The sequence below is a fragment of the Rhizobium sp. ZK1 genome, assembly GCF_047782645.1.
GTDB lineage: Bacteria > Pseudomonadota > Alphaproteobacteria > Rhizobiales > Rhizobiaceae > Rhizobium.
Window position 1 is genome coordinate 1,675,851 of record NZ_CP180586.1, and the last position, 15,587, is coordinate 1,691,437.

Annotated in this window: 15 protein-coding genes, 1 tRNA gene and 1 pseudogene; 13 read left to right on the forward strand and 4 right to left on the reverse strand. The window is 58.9% G+C overall.

Annotated features, from left to right (window positions below; all coding sequences use genetic code 11):
• Nucleotides 1-93 precede the first annotated feature (93 nt).
• The 5 genes and pseudogenes from pip to ACK9YZ_RS08635 all read left to right on the forward strand — a co-directional run bounded on the left by pip (nt 94) and on the right by ACK9YZ_RS08635 (nt 5,187).
• Nucleotides 94-1,053 (forward strand): prolyl aminopeptidase, encoded by a 960-nt coding sequence (pip, locus tag ACK9YZ_RS08615; protein WP_416066282.1) that lies wholly within the window; start codon nt 94-96, stop codon nt 1,051-1,053.
• A 381-nt stretch (nt 1,054-1,434) separates the two neighbouring features.
• Nucleotides 1,435-2,040 (forward strand): transglutaminase-like cysteine peptidase, encoded by a 606-nt coding sequence (locus ACK9YZ_RS08620; protein ID WP_416066283.1) that lies wholly within the window; start codon nt 1,435-1,437, stop codon nt 2,038-2,040.
• 157 nt (nt 2,041-2,197) lie between these two features.
• Nucleotides 2,198-3,006 (forward strand): annotated as a pseudogene (locus ACK9YZ_RS08625) (hypothetical protein).
• 119 nt (nt 3,007-3,125) lie between these two features.
• Nucleotides 3,126-4,697: a serine hydrolase gene (locus ACK9YZ_RS08630; RefSeq protein ID WP_216758091.1), complete on the forward strand. Its 1,572-nt coding sequence runs from the start codon at nt 3,126-3,128 to the stop codon at nt 4,695-4,697.
• 214 nt (nt 4,698-4,911) lie between these two features.
• The gene (locus ACK9YZ_RS08635; RefSeq protein ID WP_216758093.1) at nt 4,912-5,187 is read left to right on the forward strand and encodes a hypothetical protein; all 276 of its coding nucleotides are present in this window, start codon (nt 4,912-4,914) and stop codon (nt 5,185-5,187) included.
• A 6-nt stretch (nt 5,188-5,193) separates the two neighbouring features.
• On the opposite strand, the gene ACK9YZ_RS08640 is transcribed toward ACK9YZ_RS08635, so the two are convergent.
• Nucleotides 5,194-5,631: a DUF1489 family protein gene (locus tag ACK9YZ_RS08640; protein ID WP_416066284.1), complete on the reverse strand. Its 438-nt coding sequence runs from the start codon at nt 5,629-5,631 to the stop codon at nt 5,194-5,196.
• A 61-nt stretch (nt 5,632-5,692) separates the two neighbouring features.
• A complete protein-coding gene (locus tag ACK9YZ_RS08645) occupies nt 5,693-7,099 on the reverse strand; it encodes an L-serine ammonia-lyase (protein WP_416066285.1) in 1,407 nt (468 codons plus the stop codon).
• Between the two features lie 212 nt (nt 7,100-7,311).
• Here ACK9YZ_RS08645 and ACK9YZ_RS08650 point away from each other — a divergent pair, with 212 nt between their 5' ends.
• Together ACK9YZ_RS08650 and ACK9YZ_RS08655 are read left to right on the forward strand one after the other, a co-directional pair.
• The gene (locus ACK9YZ_RS08650) at nt 7,312-8,079 is read left to right on the forward strand and encodes a DUF599 domain-containing protein (protein ID WP_183735108.1); all 768 of its coding nucleotides are present in this window, start codon (nt 7,312-7,314) and stop codon (nt 8,077-8,079) included.
• Nucleotides 8,080-9,081 (forward strand): heparan-alpha-glucosaminide N-acetyltransferase, encoded by a 1,002-nt coding sequence (locus ACK9YZ_RS08655; protein WP_416066286.1) that lies wholly within the window; start codon nt 8,080-8,082, stop codon nt 9,079-9,081.
• Nucleotides 9,082-9,103: 22 nt separating this feature from the next.
• Here ACK9YZ_RS08655 and ACK9YZ_RS08660 read toward each other — a convergent pair whose 3' ends face one another.
• Nucleotides 9,104-9,496 (reverse strand): MerR family transcriptional regulator, encoded by a 393-nt coding sequence (locus ACK9YZ_RS08660; RefSeq protein ID WP_183735014.1) that lies wholly within the window; start codon nt 9,494-9,496, stop codon nt 9,104-9,106.
• Nucleotides 9,497-9,557: 61 nt separating this feature from the next.
• Nucleotides 9,558-10,973, reverse strand: a complete 1,416-nt coding sequence (gene mgtE / locus ACK9YZ_RS08665) for a magnesium transporter (RefSeq protein WP_416066287.1) — start codon at nt 10,971-10,973, stop codon at nt 9,558-9,560.
• A 341-nt stretch (nt 10,974-11,314) separates the two neighbouring features.
• Here mgtE and ACK9YZ_RS08670 point away from each other — a divergent pair, with 341 nt between their 5' ends.
• The 6 genes from ACK9YZ_RS08670 to ACK9YZ_RS08695 all read left to right on the forward strand — a co-directional run bounded on the left by ACK9YZ_RS08670 (nt 11,315) and on the right by ACK9YZ_RS08695 (nt 15,524).
• Complete coding sequence (locus ACK9YZ_RS08670) at nt 11,315-11,809, forward strand: peptide deformylase (protein WP_416066288.1); 495 nt, start codon at nt 11,315-11,317, stop codon at nt 11,807-11,809.
• A 78-nt stretch (nt 11,810-11,887) separates the two neighbouring features.
• Entirely contained in the window at nt 11,888-12,385 is a 498-nt protein-coding gene (locus tag ACK9YZ_RS08675) for a BON domain-containing protein (RefSeq protein WP_216758103.1), read from the forward strand.
• A gap of 330 nt (nt 12,386-12,715) precedes the next feature.
• Nucleotides 12,716-13,087 carry a hypothetical protein gene (locus tag ACK9YZ_RS08680; protein ID WP_216758105.1) on the forward strand — a complete coding sequence of 124 codons (372 nt, stop codon included), beginning with the start codon at nt 12,716-12,718 and terminating at the stop codon, nt 13,085-13,087.
• 173 nt (nt 13,088-13,260) lie between these two features.
• A tRNA-Leu gene (locus tag ACK9YZ_RS08685) sits at nt 13,261-13,345 on the forward strand.
• Nucleotides 13,346-13,777: 432 nt separating this feature from the next.
• Nucleotides 13,778-14,350: a DUF1190 domain-containing protein gene (locus ACK9YZ_RS08690; RefSeq protein WP_416066289.1), complete on the forward strand. Its 573-nt coding sequence runs from the start codon at nt 13,778-13,780 to the stop codon at nt 14,348-14,350.
• Nucleotides 14,351-14,360: 10 nt separating this feature from the next.
• Nucleotides 14,361-15,524: a glutathionylspermidine synthase family protein gene (locus ACK9YZ_RS08695; RefSeq protein ID WP_416066290.1), complete on the forward strand. Its 1,164-nt coding sequence runs from the start codon at nt 14,361-14,363 to the stop codon at nt 15,522-15,524.
• The last annotated feature ends 63 nt before the right edge of the window (nt 15,525-15,587 follow it).

The following is a 15,587-nucleotide window of genomic DNA, read 5'->3' on the forward strand; positions in this document are numbered from 1 at the left end:
CAGCCTATGCGGCCGATGCCGTGGAATTCCACATCCGTCATCTATCCGTTACAGACTTGAAGGATACAGCGCGCCTCAACGAAGGGCACCGTCATGTCAGTCCTGTTTCCCGAAATCGAACCTTACGAACATGGCTTGCTCGACACGGGCGACGGCAACCTCGTCTACTGGGAAGCTTGCGGTAATCCGTCTGGCAAGCCTGCGCTCGCCCTGCATGGCGGACCGGGTTCCGGTTGCTCGACAACTGCACGGCGCTATTTCGATCCTTCGGTCTACCGCATCATCCTCTTCGATCAGCGCAATTGCGGACGCAGCCTGCCGAATGCCGCCGACGCCGCAGCCGACCTCTCCCGAAACACGACCGCGCATCTCATCGAGGACATAGAGAGACTGCGCACCCTCTTCGGCGTGGAAAAGTGGACGATCTTCGGCAATTCCTGGGGCTCGACGCTGGCACTTGCCTATGCGCAAACCCATCCGGATCATGTCAGCGGCATCGTGATTGCTGGCGTTACCACGACGCGACGCTCCGAGATCGACTGGCTCTATCGCGGCATGGCGCCGCTCTTTCCGGAGGAATGGCACCGTTTCGGCGAGGCGCTGCCGCCGGCTCTTCGCAGCATCGACCGGGTAAGCGCCTACCATGGCCTGCTCAATGATCCCGAAGAGCAGGTGCGGCTGAAGGCGGCGCGCGACTGGCATGAATGGGAAGCGGCCACGATTCTGCTTGCCGATCCCGCCGGCCTGTCTCCGCGCTGGTCCGATGCATACTATCTCCTGACGCGCGCCCGTATCATCACCCATTATTTCCGCGAGGGTGCATGGCTGGAAGACGGCATACTCTTGAAGAATGCCGGTCGCCTTGCGGGCATTCCCGGAATCCTCATCCACGGACGTTTCGATATCGAAGCGCCGCTTGTCACCGCCTGGGAACTTGCCCGCGCATGGCCCGGCGCGGAACTCATCGTGTTGCCGAAGGCCGCCCATTCCACTGCAAATGCAGATATTGCCGCCGCGATTGTCGGTGCGATGAACAGATTTCGCGATCTCTGACGAAATTATTTTTTTGCTGAAATTTGGGACGTGAGGCGAAATCGGCTCTTGGAGCGGCGATTCCGGCGGTTTGTGGGCTTCGATCAGGCGTCCGCCGGCTGCCGTCCCGCCGCGGCCCATTGCAGAAATTTACCCGGCATATCGAAAATCGTTAACGGCCTGTCCGGTTTCCTGCCATTTCCGGCTCGGAAACCTTTTTCCCAATCCTTCAATTTTAGTCGAATTCGACACGAATACGCTCTTAATTTTAGGCGTATTCGATATGGATTTGAATCAAGTTCGTTGCGTGTTTGAGTAAAGTAAGCTATTAATTTTATTGCGTAATTTTGCGTGAGATAAAAACGTCCGTGTCATTGTCATCCTCATAACGGGGAGACGATAATGGCAATTGGAAATCTTCTGAAAGGCGGCCTTCTGGCCGTTGTTATGGCAGTGGCAATGGCGGGCGCAGGACAGGCATCGCCCGTCAGCATGACGCTTGCAGGCAATGCGAGCCCGCCGATCGGGCACTATGAATTCTGTCAGGCCAATCCGAGCGAATGTGCCTATGCCGGCGGCGATGCCGGCCCGGCGATCCTAACCGAGGATCGCTGGAAGGAAATTCTCAAGGTCAACTACACGGTCAACTCCACCATCCAGCCGATGACGGACAAGGAAATCTACGGTGTCGAGGAGCGCTGGGCCTATCCGCGCACCGTCGGCGACTGCGAGGATTTCGCGTTGCTGAAGCGCAAGATGCTGATCGATGCCGGCTTTTCTCCGTCAGACACGCTGATGACCGTCGTGCTGCAGCCGAATGGCGAAGGCCATGCCGTGCTGACGGTCCGCACCGACCATGGTGATTTCGTTCTCGACAACATGCGCAACAAGGTGCTGCTGTGGTCGGATACCGAATACACCTACCTCAAGCGCCAGTCCGCTGACGATCCGGCCCGCTGGACGAAGCTGCAGGACGGTCGCGCCGTGGCTGTTGGTAGCGTGAAGTAACAGGCATACCGGCCCCGGTCAGTCCCCGCATCCCCCGTCCCGACCGGCGCCCAGAGCCGTTCCCGCTGTCCCGGGAACGGCTCGCTTCTTTTGTAGCGCTCCCACAAAACAGAGTTAACGGCCCATTAACTCCGCCATCTCATCATCCCCAACAGAGATTCTACACCGGCACCGACGACTCGCGTTTTTCCTGCGGCGGCCCGATATCCGAGGACGACGATGAGCCATTCCGCCACGGGCCATCTTGCCGAGCAGCCCCTTCTTTCGACCCGCTTTCTGGTTCGTGTCACTGCAACGATTGCGGTCCTGGCGCTTCTGACGGTTGCGATCAGCGTTGCCGGTCGATGGTTCGGCCGTCACATTTCACTTGCCGGCAATACGGAAAGCACCACCACGATCACGCTCGCCATCGGCCGCGATACGGTCGGCCTGCCCGCCAACACGATTCGCTTCCCGAGTGAACGTCATGACGGTGTGGCTGAACGGGTCGATCTCTACCTCACTTGGCCGGAAATGCAGGGTTACAGCAAGGACACACGCCAGCGTTTCGACGATACCGCCCAATCGTCGGGCCTGATTTTCCTGCAAATCACCCAGAGCACGATGTCGCGGGACATGTCGGGCCGGCTGGAGCCGATCTATTCGCATCTCATGGACGGTGCGCCGGAGGCCTTTGCGCATGGCCTGACGTTGCATCGCTTGCGTGCCGATGCCGGCTACAGCGGCGAGGTTCTGCTGGCAGCGCCGCGCGCAGGTGCCGACGATTATGTTGTACGCTGCGTTCTGCCCCCATCTGTGGAAACGGCGACCAGCGGAGATTGCCAGCGCGATATCAAGGTCGGCAAGGACTTGAGTGTGCTCTACCGGTTCTCAAGCCGTCATTTGGCCGACTGGGGCCATATTGATGCCGCGATCAGGACCTTTGTGCAAACTCGGCTGGTGAGCCAGTCTGCAACAGTTCGCTAAAATCCCCACCAATGTCTGAAGAAACGATTCATCATAAACGGATTGGTAACGCTGAGCCGGTAGTTTTCAAAGACAGCCGGTTACGCAACAGGGGGTGTGTGGCCCGCCGAACATCAGAAATGCAAGCGAAGAGTCGAATAGTGTCAAGGTCAATTTCCTCCGTATCATCGCCGCGGTCTGCCGGTTTCCTCGCAAAGGTGCTGACGATCCTTTCGATGGCGATCGCGATCGTCGCGGTCGACTCGGTCAATGCCGAAGCGGAAGCTGCAAATCCGAAATATGCCGGCATCGTTGTCGATGCCCGGACCGGGAATGTTCTTTACAGTGAAAATGCCGACCGTCTGCAATATCCGGCGTCGCTCACGAAGATGATGACGCTCTACATGACTTTCGAGGCCCTCGAGCAGGGCCGCATTCGCCTTGATACGCCTGTCCCCTTCTCCGCTCACGCCGCAGCCCAGGCGCCAACCAAGCTCGGCGTTCGCGCCGGCGGCACGATAACAGTCGAACAGGGCATCCTCGGCCTCGTGACGCTTTCGGCGAATGATGCGGCGACGGCGCTTGGCGAAATGCTCGGCGGTTCGGAAGATCGCTTCGCCCAGATGATGACCGCCAAAGCGCATGCGCTCGGCATGACGCGCACCACCTATCGCAACGCCAACGGCCTGCCGAACACCGCGCAGATGACGACGGCCCGCGACCAAGCCCGCCTCGGTATCGCCCTTCGCCAGCATTTCCCGCAATATTACGGTTATTTCAGTACGCGCGCCTTCAAGTTCGGCAATCGCGTGATCCGCAGCCATAACCGCCTCGTCGGTTCCGTCCGCGGTGTCGATGGCATCAAGACCGGTTACACCCGCGCTGCCGGCTTCAATCTGGTCAGTTCGCTGCAGGTCGATGGCAGGTCGATTGTCGGTGTGGTTCTTGGCGGGGCGTCCACCCCTGCCCGCGACGCGCAGATGCGCAAGCTGCTCGCAACCTATATGCCGAAGGCTTCCACCAGCGGCGGCACGCTCGTCGCCCAGTCGAAGCCGATGCCCGAGATGATCGAAACGCCTGCTCCGGTTTCTCCTGCCAAGGTTGCTCAGGTCGCGGAAAAGAAAACGATCGCGGCCAATCAGCTGCCAGTCGCAGCCGATCTTGGTCTGCCGCACAAGGGTCCGCTTCCGGACGCACGTTATCAGGCGGCAAGCACAGAGGTCGCCTACGCAGAGACATCGACACGCAAGACCGACAATCCGCTGGTAACGCAGCAGATGCCGTCTCCGACCAAGGTAAAGACCGTCGCGATCAAGCAGCAGGAACAGGCTTCCGTCGCCGTGCCGACACCTGCGCCCGCCTATATGCCGCCGGAACAGGGTGATACGTCAGTCGATGAACTGACGACAGCCTCTACAAAGCCTGCTCCTGCCAAAGAGATTGCCACCAGGGAAGTGCCGCAGCCATCGGGCTGGGTTGTCCAGATCGGCGTTTCCGCGAGCCGTGAATCGGCGATGGATCTTCTGCGGAGCGCAAAGGCCAAGGGCGGCAAGGCGCTGAGTTCCGCAAAGCCGTTCGCTATCGCCTATGCCAATGATGGCGATCAGGTCTTTCGCGCCCGCTTCGGCGGATTCGACGGCCAGCGTGATGCGGTCAACGCCTGCAAGGCTCTCAAGAAGGCCGGCGTCAAGTGCTGGGCGGCGGCTCAATGAGATATCGAGAGCAATTCCAGCAAAAGTGCTTGAACGTTTTGCGTCCGGAATTGCGTGAAAGCAAAGAGATAGAGCATTTTAGGGATTCGAGGAAAAACGGAAATGCTCTGGCGCTGCTTATGACTGATTTGGCGGCGCCCCTGCCTGCCGGCTGCGGTGTTCGCGCTGCCGGCAGTCGGTCCTAGTTCGGTTTGTATTGCGTACGAGGAAGATGATGTCGATCAACGAGAATGTTCCAAATGCGCCTGCAGGGCGCCGGGCGGTCAATAAGGGGCGCTCCGGCCTGCATCCGCTGCACGAAGCAGCACTCCGCCTCGCCGAAATCGGCCTGCAGCGCCCGAAGGCGAAATCGCCGAAGACGCGTGATCTTATCAACCTGCTGCTTTGTCACGGCGCGCGGGCCTGGCGCTATTCGCAGCCGGAAGCGCATATCCATTTGCACATCACTTCGCCCGATGGCACCTCGCCCGTCGTGCTGCGCCTGCGCTGAAGTGCTTTAGAGTAGGCCGAGTTCCGAAAGCTCGCGGCGAAGATCCGCGGGCAGTTCCGCAATGCCGGCGCCGAAACTGTCGAGATCGCGCGGCACATCCTCATCAGGATAATAACGCCAGCCCTGGAAGGCGCGCTTCGGCTGAACCGCAGTTTCGATTACCTCGGGGCCGAGCATCAGGTGGCAGCGCCCGATCCCCTCTCCGTCTGTAAACGTCTGGACGTCGAGAATCTTCTGCCGGGCCTGCACCTGCCCCTTGATCACCCAATAGAGAGAACCGCCGTCGAGCAGCTCTTCCACGCGTTTGGGCACCATGCGAGTCGTATGGACAGAATGTGGCTCTTGACCGGCGGCAATGGCGCGCAGCGAGCGCTCGGCCACCCATTCACGCAGATCTTCTATCGAGTCGCAGCCGACGCAGAGTTTGATGAGATTCAGTGCCATGCTGCCGTTGAAATCCTTTTGACCGGCAGCGTCAAGTAACAAGCGGGAAACGTCCACAAACTCAGCATTCGACGACGTTGACGGCAAGGCCGCCGGTCGAGGTTTCCTTGTATTTCTCGCTCATGTCGTAGCCGGTCTGGCGCATCGTCTCAATACAGGCATCGAGCGGCACGAAATGCTGGCCATCGCCCTTCACTGCGAGGGATGCGGCCGTGACCGCCTTCACGGCGCCGAGCGCATTGCGCTCGATGCAGGGAACCTGCACCAGGCCGGCGATCGGATCGCAGGTCATGCCGAGATGATGTTCGAGGGCGATTTCCGCGGCATTCTCGATCTGGGCCGGCGTGGCGCCCATGACCGCTGCGAGGCCGGCGGCTGCCATGGCGGCAGCCGAGCCGACCTCGCCCTGACAGCCGACTTCGGCGCCAGAGATCGACGCATTGTGCTTGATGATGCCACCGATCGCTGCTGCGGTCAGCAGATAGTCGTGAATGCCCTTCTGGTCCCAGTCTTCATGGAAATGCTCGTAATAACGGATTGTCGCGGGAATGACGCCGGCCGCGCCATTGGTCGGCGCGGTTACGACGCGCCCGCCCGCGGCATTCTCCTCGTTGACCGCCATCGCGTAGACGCTCAGCCAGTCATTGGCGAGCAGCGGGTTGACGCGGTTGCTGCGCCATTCCTCCTGCAGCTTGTCGTGAATATGCTTGGCGCGGCGCCTGACATTGAGGCCGCCGGGCATTATGCCCTCGACCTTCAGCCCGCGTTCGATGCAGGAGCGCATCGCTTCCCAGATGCGATCGAGACCGGAATCAAGCTCCTCGCGGCTGCGCTGGCTTTCCTCGTTGGCGCGCTTCATCTGCGCGATCGACAGGCCGGAACGTTCGGCCATTTCCAGCATCTGCTTGGCGCTGGCGAAGGGGTAAGGCACCTTGTAAGTGCCTTGCGACGCCTTCTTGCGCGCCCGCATCTGCTCCAGCTCCGTATCGGTGACGACGAAGCCACCGCCGACGGAATAATAGATGCGCTTGACGAGCAGCCGGCCGTCCTTGTCATAGGCGGAGAAGGTCATGCCATTGGCATGGCCCGGCAGTGGCTGCTTCTTGTCGAAGATCAGGTCTGTTTTCGGCTGGAACTGATAGGTCTGATGTCCCTCAGGTTTGATCCGTCCGCTCTTCTCCACCTCGTCGATGATGACATCCATGCGATCAGGGTCGACCTTGTCGGGCGCTTCGCCCATCAGGCCGAGGATGACCGCCCTGCCCGTGCCGTGTCCGATACCCGTATGGGCGAGCGACCCGTGCAGGCTCACCTTGATGGCGGCCACCTGCGCGCCGGTGGAAGGGCGCGGCCATTCGTTGGACAGGATAAGCTCAAGGAACCGGTTGGCAGCCGTCATCGGCCCCATCGTATGCGAGCTCGACGGCCCGACACCGATCTTGAACACATCGAATACCGAAAGAAACATGGAGGCGCCTTCTAAACTTGACGATGCAGACTATGCGAACCCGGTTCGGCATCCGCGTGGCGGACCGACATCGCCTAGAACCGGTGCGACATCCGGCTGGACACTAATTCGAAGCTGCCCGTCTTGCCAGTGATTCTCATCTTGCCGGTCATTGCAGCATTCGAATGCATCTGTAGAGTGGCCGCATTTCTACGGGAACTGACTCGCTGATGATGACGACGGCGGACTACATCGCGCTTGCCTTCTTTATCTTTATCTGGATGGGCTACTCCTGGCTGCTGCGCGGCCAGACCTTCTTCGGGCGCACGAGCCTGACCCATGCCATGGTGGAGCGGCGCCGTGAATGGATATATAATTCCCTGCGCCGCGACTTGAAGATGATCGACACCCAGATCATGGCCGGGCTGCAGAATGGCACGGCCTTTTTCGCCTCGACGTCCATCTTCGCGGTCGGCAGCTGTTTTGCGCTGCTCGGGGCGACAGAAAAGGTGGATGCGGTTTTCGCCGACCTTCCCTTTGTCTTCCATAGCGGGCATGCGGTCTTTGAGATGAAGGTCGGCGGCCTTGCCGCTTTGTTCGGCTACGCCTTCTTCAAGTTCGGCTGGGCTTATCGCCTCTTCAACTATTGCACCATCCTCTTCGGCGGCATTCCGATGGTGCATGACTCGGAGAAGGACATGATCGCTGCCGAGCGAGCGGCAGAGCGGGTCATCCGCATGAACGTCATCGCCGGCGGCCATTTCAACGAGGGGCTCAGGGCGATCTTCCTGTCGATCGGCTATCTCGGCTGGTTCATCAATCCCTATGTTTTTATGGGTACGACGGCGATCGTCGTCTTCGTTCTGACCCGTCGGCAGTTCTTCTCGGAAGCGCGCCTCGCCATCATGGACGCGAACCCGCCACCAAATCTCCACCTTTCTGCTGTTCAGCGCGACAGGCCGTCAGCGAGTGACGGTGATGAGCTGTCCGGGGGACTGTGAATGATAGTGTCGGCAACGGAAGCGGCGGCTCACGCAAAACCACCGCGTATCGGCCTCGTGGATACGGCGCGTGGTGCAGCACTGGTTGCTATGGCCTCCTACCACTTTAGTTGGGATCTGGAGTTCATGGGCTATCTTACGCCCGGAACGGCTGAAACTGGCTGGTTGAAGATCTATGCGCGGGCGATCGCCACAACGTTCCTCTTCATCGTCGGCGTCAGCCTTGTACTATCAAGCCGGCCGGAGATCCGCTGGCCGTCCTTCTGGAAGCGTTTCGGGATGATTGCCGCTGCCGCCGGGGTGATCTCAGCGGCCACGCTGTATCTGGTGCCCGGCGGATGGATCTATTTCGGCATCTTGCATTCCATCGCAGTCCTGAGCCTCATAGGCGTGGTCTTCCTGCGCCTGCCGTTGCCGGTGACGCTGCTCGTCACGCTGGCACTGTTCGTCGCTTGGATCACCGACACTTTCGTCATGCCCGGTATACTGGGTTCGCACCTGTTCGATCCGAGATACCTTGCTTGGCTCGGCTTTGCGGCCACGCCCGACCGGTCGAACGACTATGTGCCGCTCTTCCCCTGGGCGACGCCCTTCTTCCTGGGAATGAGCCTTGCGCGCCTCGCCTTCCGGACGAACCTGCCGCAGCGACTTGCCGCTCTTGGCACTGGCGGAACGTGGCTTGCGCGCCTCGGCCGCCACAGCCTTGCCTTCTATCTGATCCACCAGCCCGTGCTGATCGCCATCGCCTATGGCCTGACCTTCATCGTCGCGCCGCCGAAGCCTGATCCCGTCGTGACCTATCTGCGCCAGTGCAATACGTCCTGCTCGGTCGAACAGGGCGAAGCGCTTTGCCGCAGTTTCTGCCAGTGCACGCTCGATCAACTGCAGGCACAGCAGCTCTTCACGCCATTCCAGGCAGGCGAGGTCAAAGCGGATGATGAGCGGATTATGGCGCTCGCCAGCCAGTGCAGCGCCCAGATCGAACCGGCGCCGCAGCAATGATCAGCCAGTGATCAGACAATAATCAGGTGGTGACGCCGATCTCGGCGAGGCGGCCGAGGCAGGCCTCCTCGATATTGTCGAGCTCTGTGATCGTTTCGTCGATGTCCTTGCGCTTCTGGCGCAGCTCTTCCCGCTTTTCGTCCACACGCTTCATCAAAAGCTTGAGCTGGCCGAGTTCGCCCGGCGGCTCCTTGTAGACCTGAATGATTTCCCGGATTTCGGCGATGGTGAAGCCGATGCGCCGGCCACGCAGGATTTCCTGAATGAGGCGCCGGTCGGCAGGACGGAACAGCCGGGTGCGGCCGCGGCGCTCCGGATGAATCAAGCCCTCATCTTCATAGAAGCGAAGCGTACGTGTCGACACCCCGAATTCGCGCGTCAACTCCGTTATAGTATAGTATTTGTTCACTAGCATCTCATCCCCGTCATCGATCTGACATGATATTGACTTTTACGTAATAGTCAATTTCTGCGCTTCAGATGCCGAACCACCATGTCGCTAGGCCGAGGAAGGCGAAAAAGCCGGTACAGTCGGTGACGGTCGTGACGAACACGGACGAAGCGATCGCCGGGTCCGCCCCCATCTTGTCGAGCAGCAGCGGCAGCAGGATACCGGCAAGAGCCGCCGCGATCAGATTGATGATCATGGCCGCGCCGATGACGGCGCCAAGCTGGTAATTGTGGAACCAGGTGCCGGCGATCATGCCCAGCAGCAAGGCGAAGAGCATTCCGTTCAGGATGCCGACACCGGCCTCCCTTCGGATGATCCGGCCGGCATTGTAGATATCGAGGTCGCGGGTCGCGAGCGCACGCACCGTCACCGTCATGGTCTGCGTGCCGGCATTGCCGCCCATGGAGGCAACGATCGGCATCAGCACCGCAAGCGCGATCATCTTTTCGATCGAACCGTCGAACAGCCCGATCACGCTGGCTGACAGCATCGCCGTGCCGAGATTGATCAAGAGCCAGAGGAAGCGCGAGCGCACGGTCGAAATGATGTTGTCGGACAGCTCTTCGTCGCCGACACCGCCGAGGCGCTTGATGTCCTCGTCCGCTTCTTCATGAATCACGTCGACCACGTCATCGATGGTGAGCACGCCGACGAGGCGTTCGTTCTCATCGACGACGGCCGCGGAGAGAAGGTCGTATTGTTCGAAGAGCTGGGCGGCCTCTTCCTGGTCCATCTCTGCGGGGATCGGATGATTGGTTTCCCGCATGATGGCTTCGATCTTCGTCTGCCGCTTGGTGCGCAGGATCTGGTCGAGATCGACGGCCCCGAGCAGTTTGAAGGTCGGATCGATGACGAAGATCTGCGAGAAGGAGTAAGGCAGGTCCTCTTCGTCGCGCATGTAGTCGATGGTCTGTCCGACTGTCCAGAATGGCGGCACGGCGACGAATTCCGTCTGCATGCGCCGGCCGGCGGAGCTTTCGGGATAATCGAGCGCGCGCCGAAGACGGACCCGCTCCGTAAACGGCAGCTGCGCGAGAATTTCTTCCCGGTCCTCCTGGTCGAGATCTTCGAGAATGTAGACGGCATCGTCCGAATCCAGTTCGCCGATGGCCGCGGCAATCTGCTCGTTCGGCAGCTGATCGACGATCTCGCGGCGGATCGTCTCGTCCACCTCGGTCAGCGCCGTCATGTCGAAATCGTCGCCGAGCAGGCGCACCATCGCCAGGCGCTGATCCGGCTGGATCGATTCCAGGAGGTCGCCTATTTCCGATTCGTGCAGGCGCGCGACGTTCTGGCGAAGAAACAGCGTGTCACGGTCGGCGATGGCTGCACCCAGCCGCGCCAGGAAATCGCTGCGCACATTGCCGTCTTCGTTATAAATATCGACGTCTTCGTCGGTCGGACGCTTGCGAATGCGGTCTTCGGTATCGGTCGTCGTCATATGCCGCCCTCGCATTTCTATCTGATTTCAAAGACTATCGAGCCGCATTCGAAAATGTCGGCTGAAAATGCATTGTCAACAAGCGGATAAGCGAATTCCGCCTTGGCCTTGCCGCTGCCGGAATCCTTGATCGACCAGCTAGCCGAAAGCATTTCTGCCGTAAAGCGCAAACCCGTGCTTTCTGATGACAATGCCTGTGGTCGGCTTTAAGCAATGCCAGCAAAAGTGTGTAGCGGTTTTGCGTCCGGCACTGCGTGACGAAAAACGGAGCATTTTCGCGCTTCGAAGAAAAGCGGAGATGCACCTGTTTCCGCCGCCATTTATCGAAAGGAAGCTTAGCCGTGCCGATCCGCCCGATTCTCCGCTATCCGCATCCCGGCCTGAAGACGGTCTGCACACCGGTAACCTCGTTCGATTCGGCCCTGTCAGAGCTCGCCGACGATTTGCTGCAGACGATGCGCGCAGCACCCGGTGTCGGCATTACCGCTGCCCATATCGGCGTCTTCCAGCGCCTGACCGTGCTGGAACTCGACAAGGCTTATGGCGTGCGCATTTGCGTCAATCCCGACATTATCTGGTTCTCGAACGAGACGATGGTTCATATGGAGGGCAGCGTGTCCATGCCCGGCGCCACGGATGAGGTCGTGCGCTCAAAGGCGATTCGCTTCCGCTATCAGGATCTCGAAGGCCAGCAGCACGAAGAAGAGGCATCGGACTTCCTCGCTGTCTGCATCCAGCATGAGGTCGATCAGCTCGACGGCATTTTCTGGCTGCAGCGCCTGTCGCGGCTGAAGCGTGACCGGCTGATCAAGAAATGGGAAAAGATGAAAGGCTGAGGCCTCGCCGCTGTCGGCCGAACCAATAGCAGCCTTCCGGCGTTTGCCCTGCAGACGGAAACCCGGAAGGAGACGGCAATGCCTGGAAAGAATGACAAGACCTCGCTTTCCCGCGAAGAGGATTACCGCGATTTCGAGGCACGCAACTTGGATGATGGCTGGCCCTACGCCGATGGCAACGGCGCCAAGGCCGCCGGCAGTCAAAACCGCCCCTATGGGGAAACCTCGGCCAATTTCGACAGCGACCGCAATAGCGGCTTCCGCATCGATGGCACGGACGAGGAAGGCAACGAAAACCGGCTCAAGGATTCGCTTGAGCCTGATACGATCGACCGAGATGAGAGCGACGAGCTCGAAGCCCGCGTCACCGAGAATCTGGAGAATATCCCCGACGTGGATGTCGACAGTGTCGAAGTTCACGCCGATGGCCATACCGTGACGCTGGAAGGTTCAGTTGAAACCATCGGCATCGCCCGCAAGGTCGAGCTGGGTGCCCTCTCCGTGGATGGTGTCCGTCGGGTGAGAAACCACCTGCGGATGACCGGCGTCGATGCCCACATCCCGAACGAGGATTAAGGCCAAAAGACACGAAATCGCCACATTTGAAAGCCGGAAAGCACTCCGCTTTCCGGCTTTCATGTTTCTAAGATTACAAATAGGTAATCAATTAAAGATTGCAGGATTATCATCCGGGTGAAAGCACTGGAATCTCAGGCGATTAAGTGCGCCGGCTAAGGTAGCGCGCTCCTCAAGAGCGTTGACAAACATGTGATTTCATTTGGACAAAACGTCGCAAGAGGGCTGTCATCTTTCTCACAAAATTGCCCGAATTGAGGAGCGGACTTGATCTCGCCGAGGGTTGGTTTTGCGTTGTTAAATTCAACAACAGATTGAGGAGATAGACCCATGCGCATGAAGTTCGCCGTCGCCGCCACCCTGTTTGCCGTAAGCATGGCAAGTGCCGCTTTTGCACAGCCGAAATATATGGACGACTATTCCAATGATGGTGACGGTCTCTATCCAACGCCGGTCGCGCCGGCAAAGCCCGTCCACTACCCAACGCATGCGACCCCCCCGGCCTATTCCAGCGACTATACGAATGACAGCGACGGTTTCGCACCCGTCGCGATGGCCAAGCCCGCGAAAGTCGACAACACGGCAACGGCGAGCATCAAGCCGCTTCCGGATTGCCACAGCATGATCGGCCCGAAGGGGTCGCACCAGAAGGGTGCCGATAGCGGCGCAAGCCGGACCGAAGCATGCCGCGCGATGCACTGACATGATCCGAGAAAGGGCCGGTTTCCGGCCCTTTTCTTTTGTAAATTCAATGTCCCACGCGGCGTAATCCACATCTCCCGCAAGCTTTTAAAAAAAACTGTCACATCGCGCTTGTGTCCGTCAGAGGCTTTTGCTACATGCTGCCTCGCCGACGCAAATCGGCCTACCACGATGCGGTCGTGGCGGAATTGGTAGACGCGCAGCGTTGAGGTCGCTGTGGGGCAACCCGTGGAAGTTCGAGTCTTCTCGACCGCACCAAAGAAACCCGCTTCGGCGGGTTTTTTCTTTTTGGCCAAGGGTTTAGTTCTCTGGTCTTAATCCGCCTGCCATAAGTCGCAATACCTTCGGCACACCTTCCTGCAGATCCCGCCCGTGCAGAGAGTGTAGCAGCCTGACTGTTCGGACTGCAATTCTGATGCGCAATCTCCTGCTTGACTTCCATCTTGAATTGAGAACATAAATGGAACGGTTAAGGGTCCAGGGTGTTCATTCATGAAGATCATTTCGATCAGCAATTTTTGACGAGTCGCAAGACGGGTGACCGGTCGCCAGGTCGGTCACCGTAGGGGATAGAGCCGGCTCGAGGCAATCCAGCTTTTACACACCTTTGAACTCAAGCCGGATATTTCGGCTTAGCGCTTTCTGCTGTGATTGCGCGAGCGCACAGCAATCTGACGATTGGGGAATCGCATGACACCGGAAGATCGCGAGCGATACGTCAAAAGAGGCGTGAAGCTTGCCATTCTTGGAACGTTCATTTTCGCGATCTATCTCGTTGAGCGTTCCATCGGCGAGACTGAGACGGCGGCCTATAAGACGCTTGACGATTGTCTCAAGGATAGCAAGTTTGGTCCGGACGACTGCAAGAGCAGCTTCGAGACTGCCCGTGCCGAGCATCTGAAAAATGCGCCTTCCTATCAGAACCGCGAGGATTGCGAGGAGGAATTCGGCAACGGCCGCTGTGAACAGACAAGTTCAGCGCATGGTGCCGGTGCAGGACATTACAGCCCCTATCAATGGGGCTATCTCATCGGTCGAGCCGAAAAGAGCGTCAATGGCGTCTATTATCCGGCCGTACCGGCATCGGCGCTTTATGAAAGCAGCCATATCCCGGGCTTCGTGAATGCTGACGGCTGGTTGGTCACCAACAAAGTGGGGGGCTTCAAAATGACTTATGGCAATGGAGCGCTCATCAGTCCCGATGTCCGTACGACCACGCTTGCCCGCTCCGGTTTCGGTACGCGCCACGTTTCCGCTTCTTGAGGGGCTGAATATGAAGCGCATTGCAACAGGCGAAAGGCCGGACTGGACCCGCAAGGTGGAAGCGCTCGATTTCACCATTCACCATATGTATGGCGAGCCCTATTGGGATGAGCGTAACGCCTACCAGTTCACACTCGCTCAGATCGAAGACGATCTCGAAGACCCGACCAACGAGATCCTGCAGCTCTGCTATAAGGCGGTCGATTGCATCTGCGCCGATCCCGCATTGATGACGCGCATGGCGATCCCGGCCGAATTCCATGAGGCAATCCAGCGGTCGTGGAAATGGTCCGATCGCGATATCTACGGCCGCTTCGACCTGCGTTACGATGGCAAGGGTCCGGCAAAGCTGTTCGAATTCAATGCCGATACGCCGACTTCGCTTTTCGAAAGCGCCGTCATCCAGTGGGAATGGCTTGAGGACATGAAGCGACTTGGCCGGCTGAATGCCGATGCCGATCAGTTCAATTCGATCCACGAGCAGTTGATCGGCGCTTTCCAGTATTTCAAGAACTCCAGCGACAGCGGCGTCTTCCATTTCGGCTGCATCACCGACAATGAAGAAGATTATATCACCACGAAATATTTGGCGGATGTCGCGTTTCAGGCGGGCTTCGAAGTCGTGCTGCTCGACATGAAGGAGATCGGTATCGATCCCGAAAACTGGTTCACCGATCTGGAGGACCGTCGAATGGAAAACCTCTTCAAGCTCTATCCGCTGGAATTTATGGTCCACGAGGATTTTGGCGCGCACCTCAGCTCCACGCTCACGAAGATCCACGAGCCCCTGTGGAAGATGACCCTGTCGAACAAGAGCCTCCTGCCCGTCCTCTGGGAAATGGCGCCCAACCATCCGAATCTTCTGCCGGCCTATTTTGCCGATGATCCGCGCGCCCAGCGGCTTGAAGATTCGGTTCGTAAGCCGTTGCTGTCGCGCGAAGGTGCAAATGTCACGCTGACATCGGAGGGAAAGACGATCGCGGTGGACGGCGAATATGGCGAAGAAGGCTATGTCGTGCAGGAGGCCTGCCTGCTTCCGCAATTCGGCGACGACTATGCCGTTATCGGTTCCTGGGTCGTAGCGGGCGAAGCCTGCGGCATCTGCATCCGCGAAGACAAATCGCCGATCACCCAGAACCTCTCCCGCTTCGTCCCGCATTTCATCATGGATTGATTGCGCGCGGTCTGCGTCTCCGAGACGGCTGCTCGCCGCAAAGAGCGATTGAATCCCTCTTCG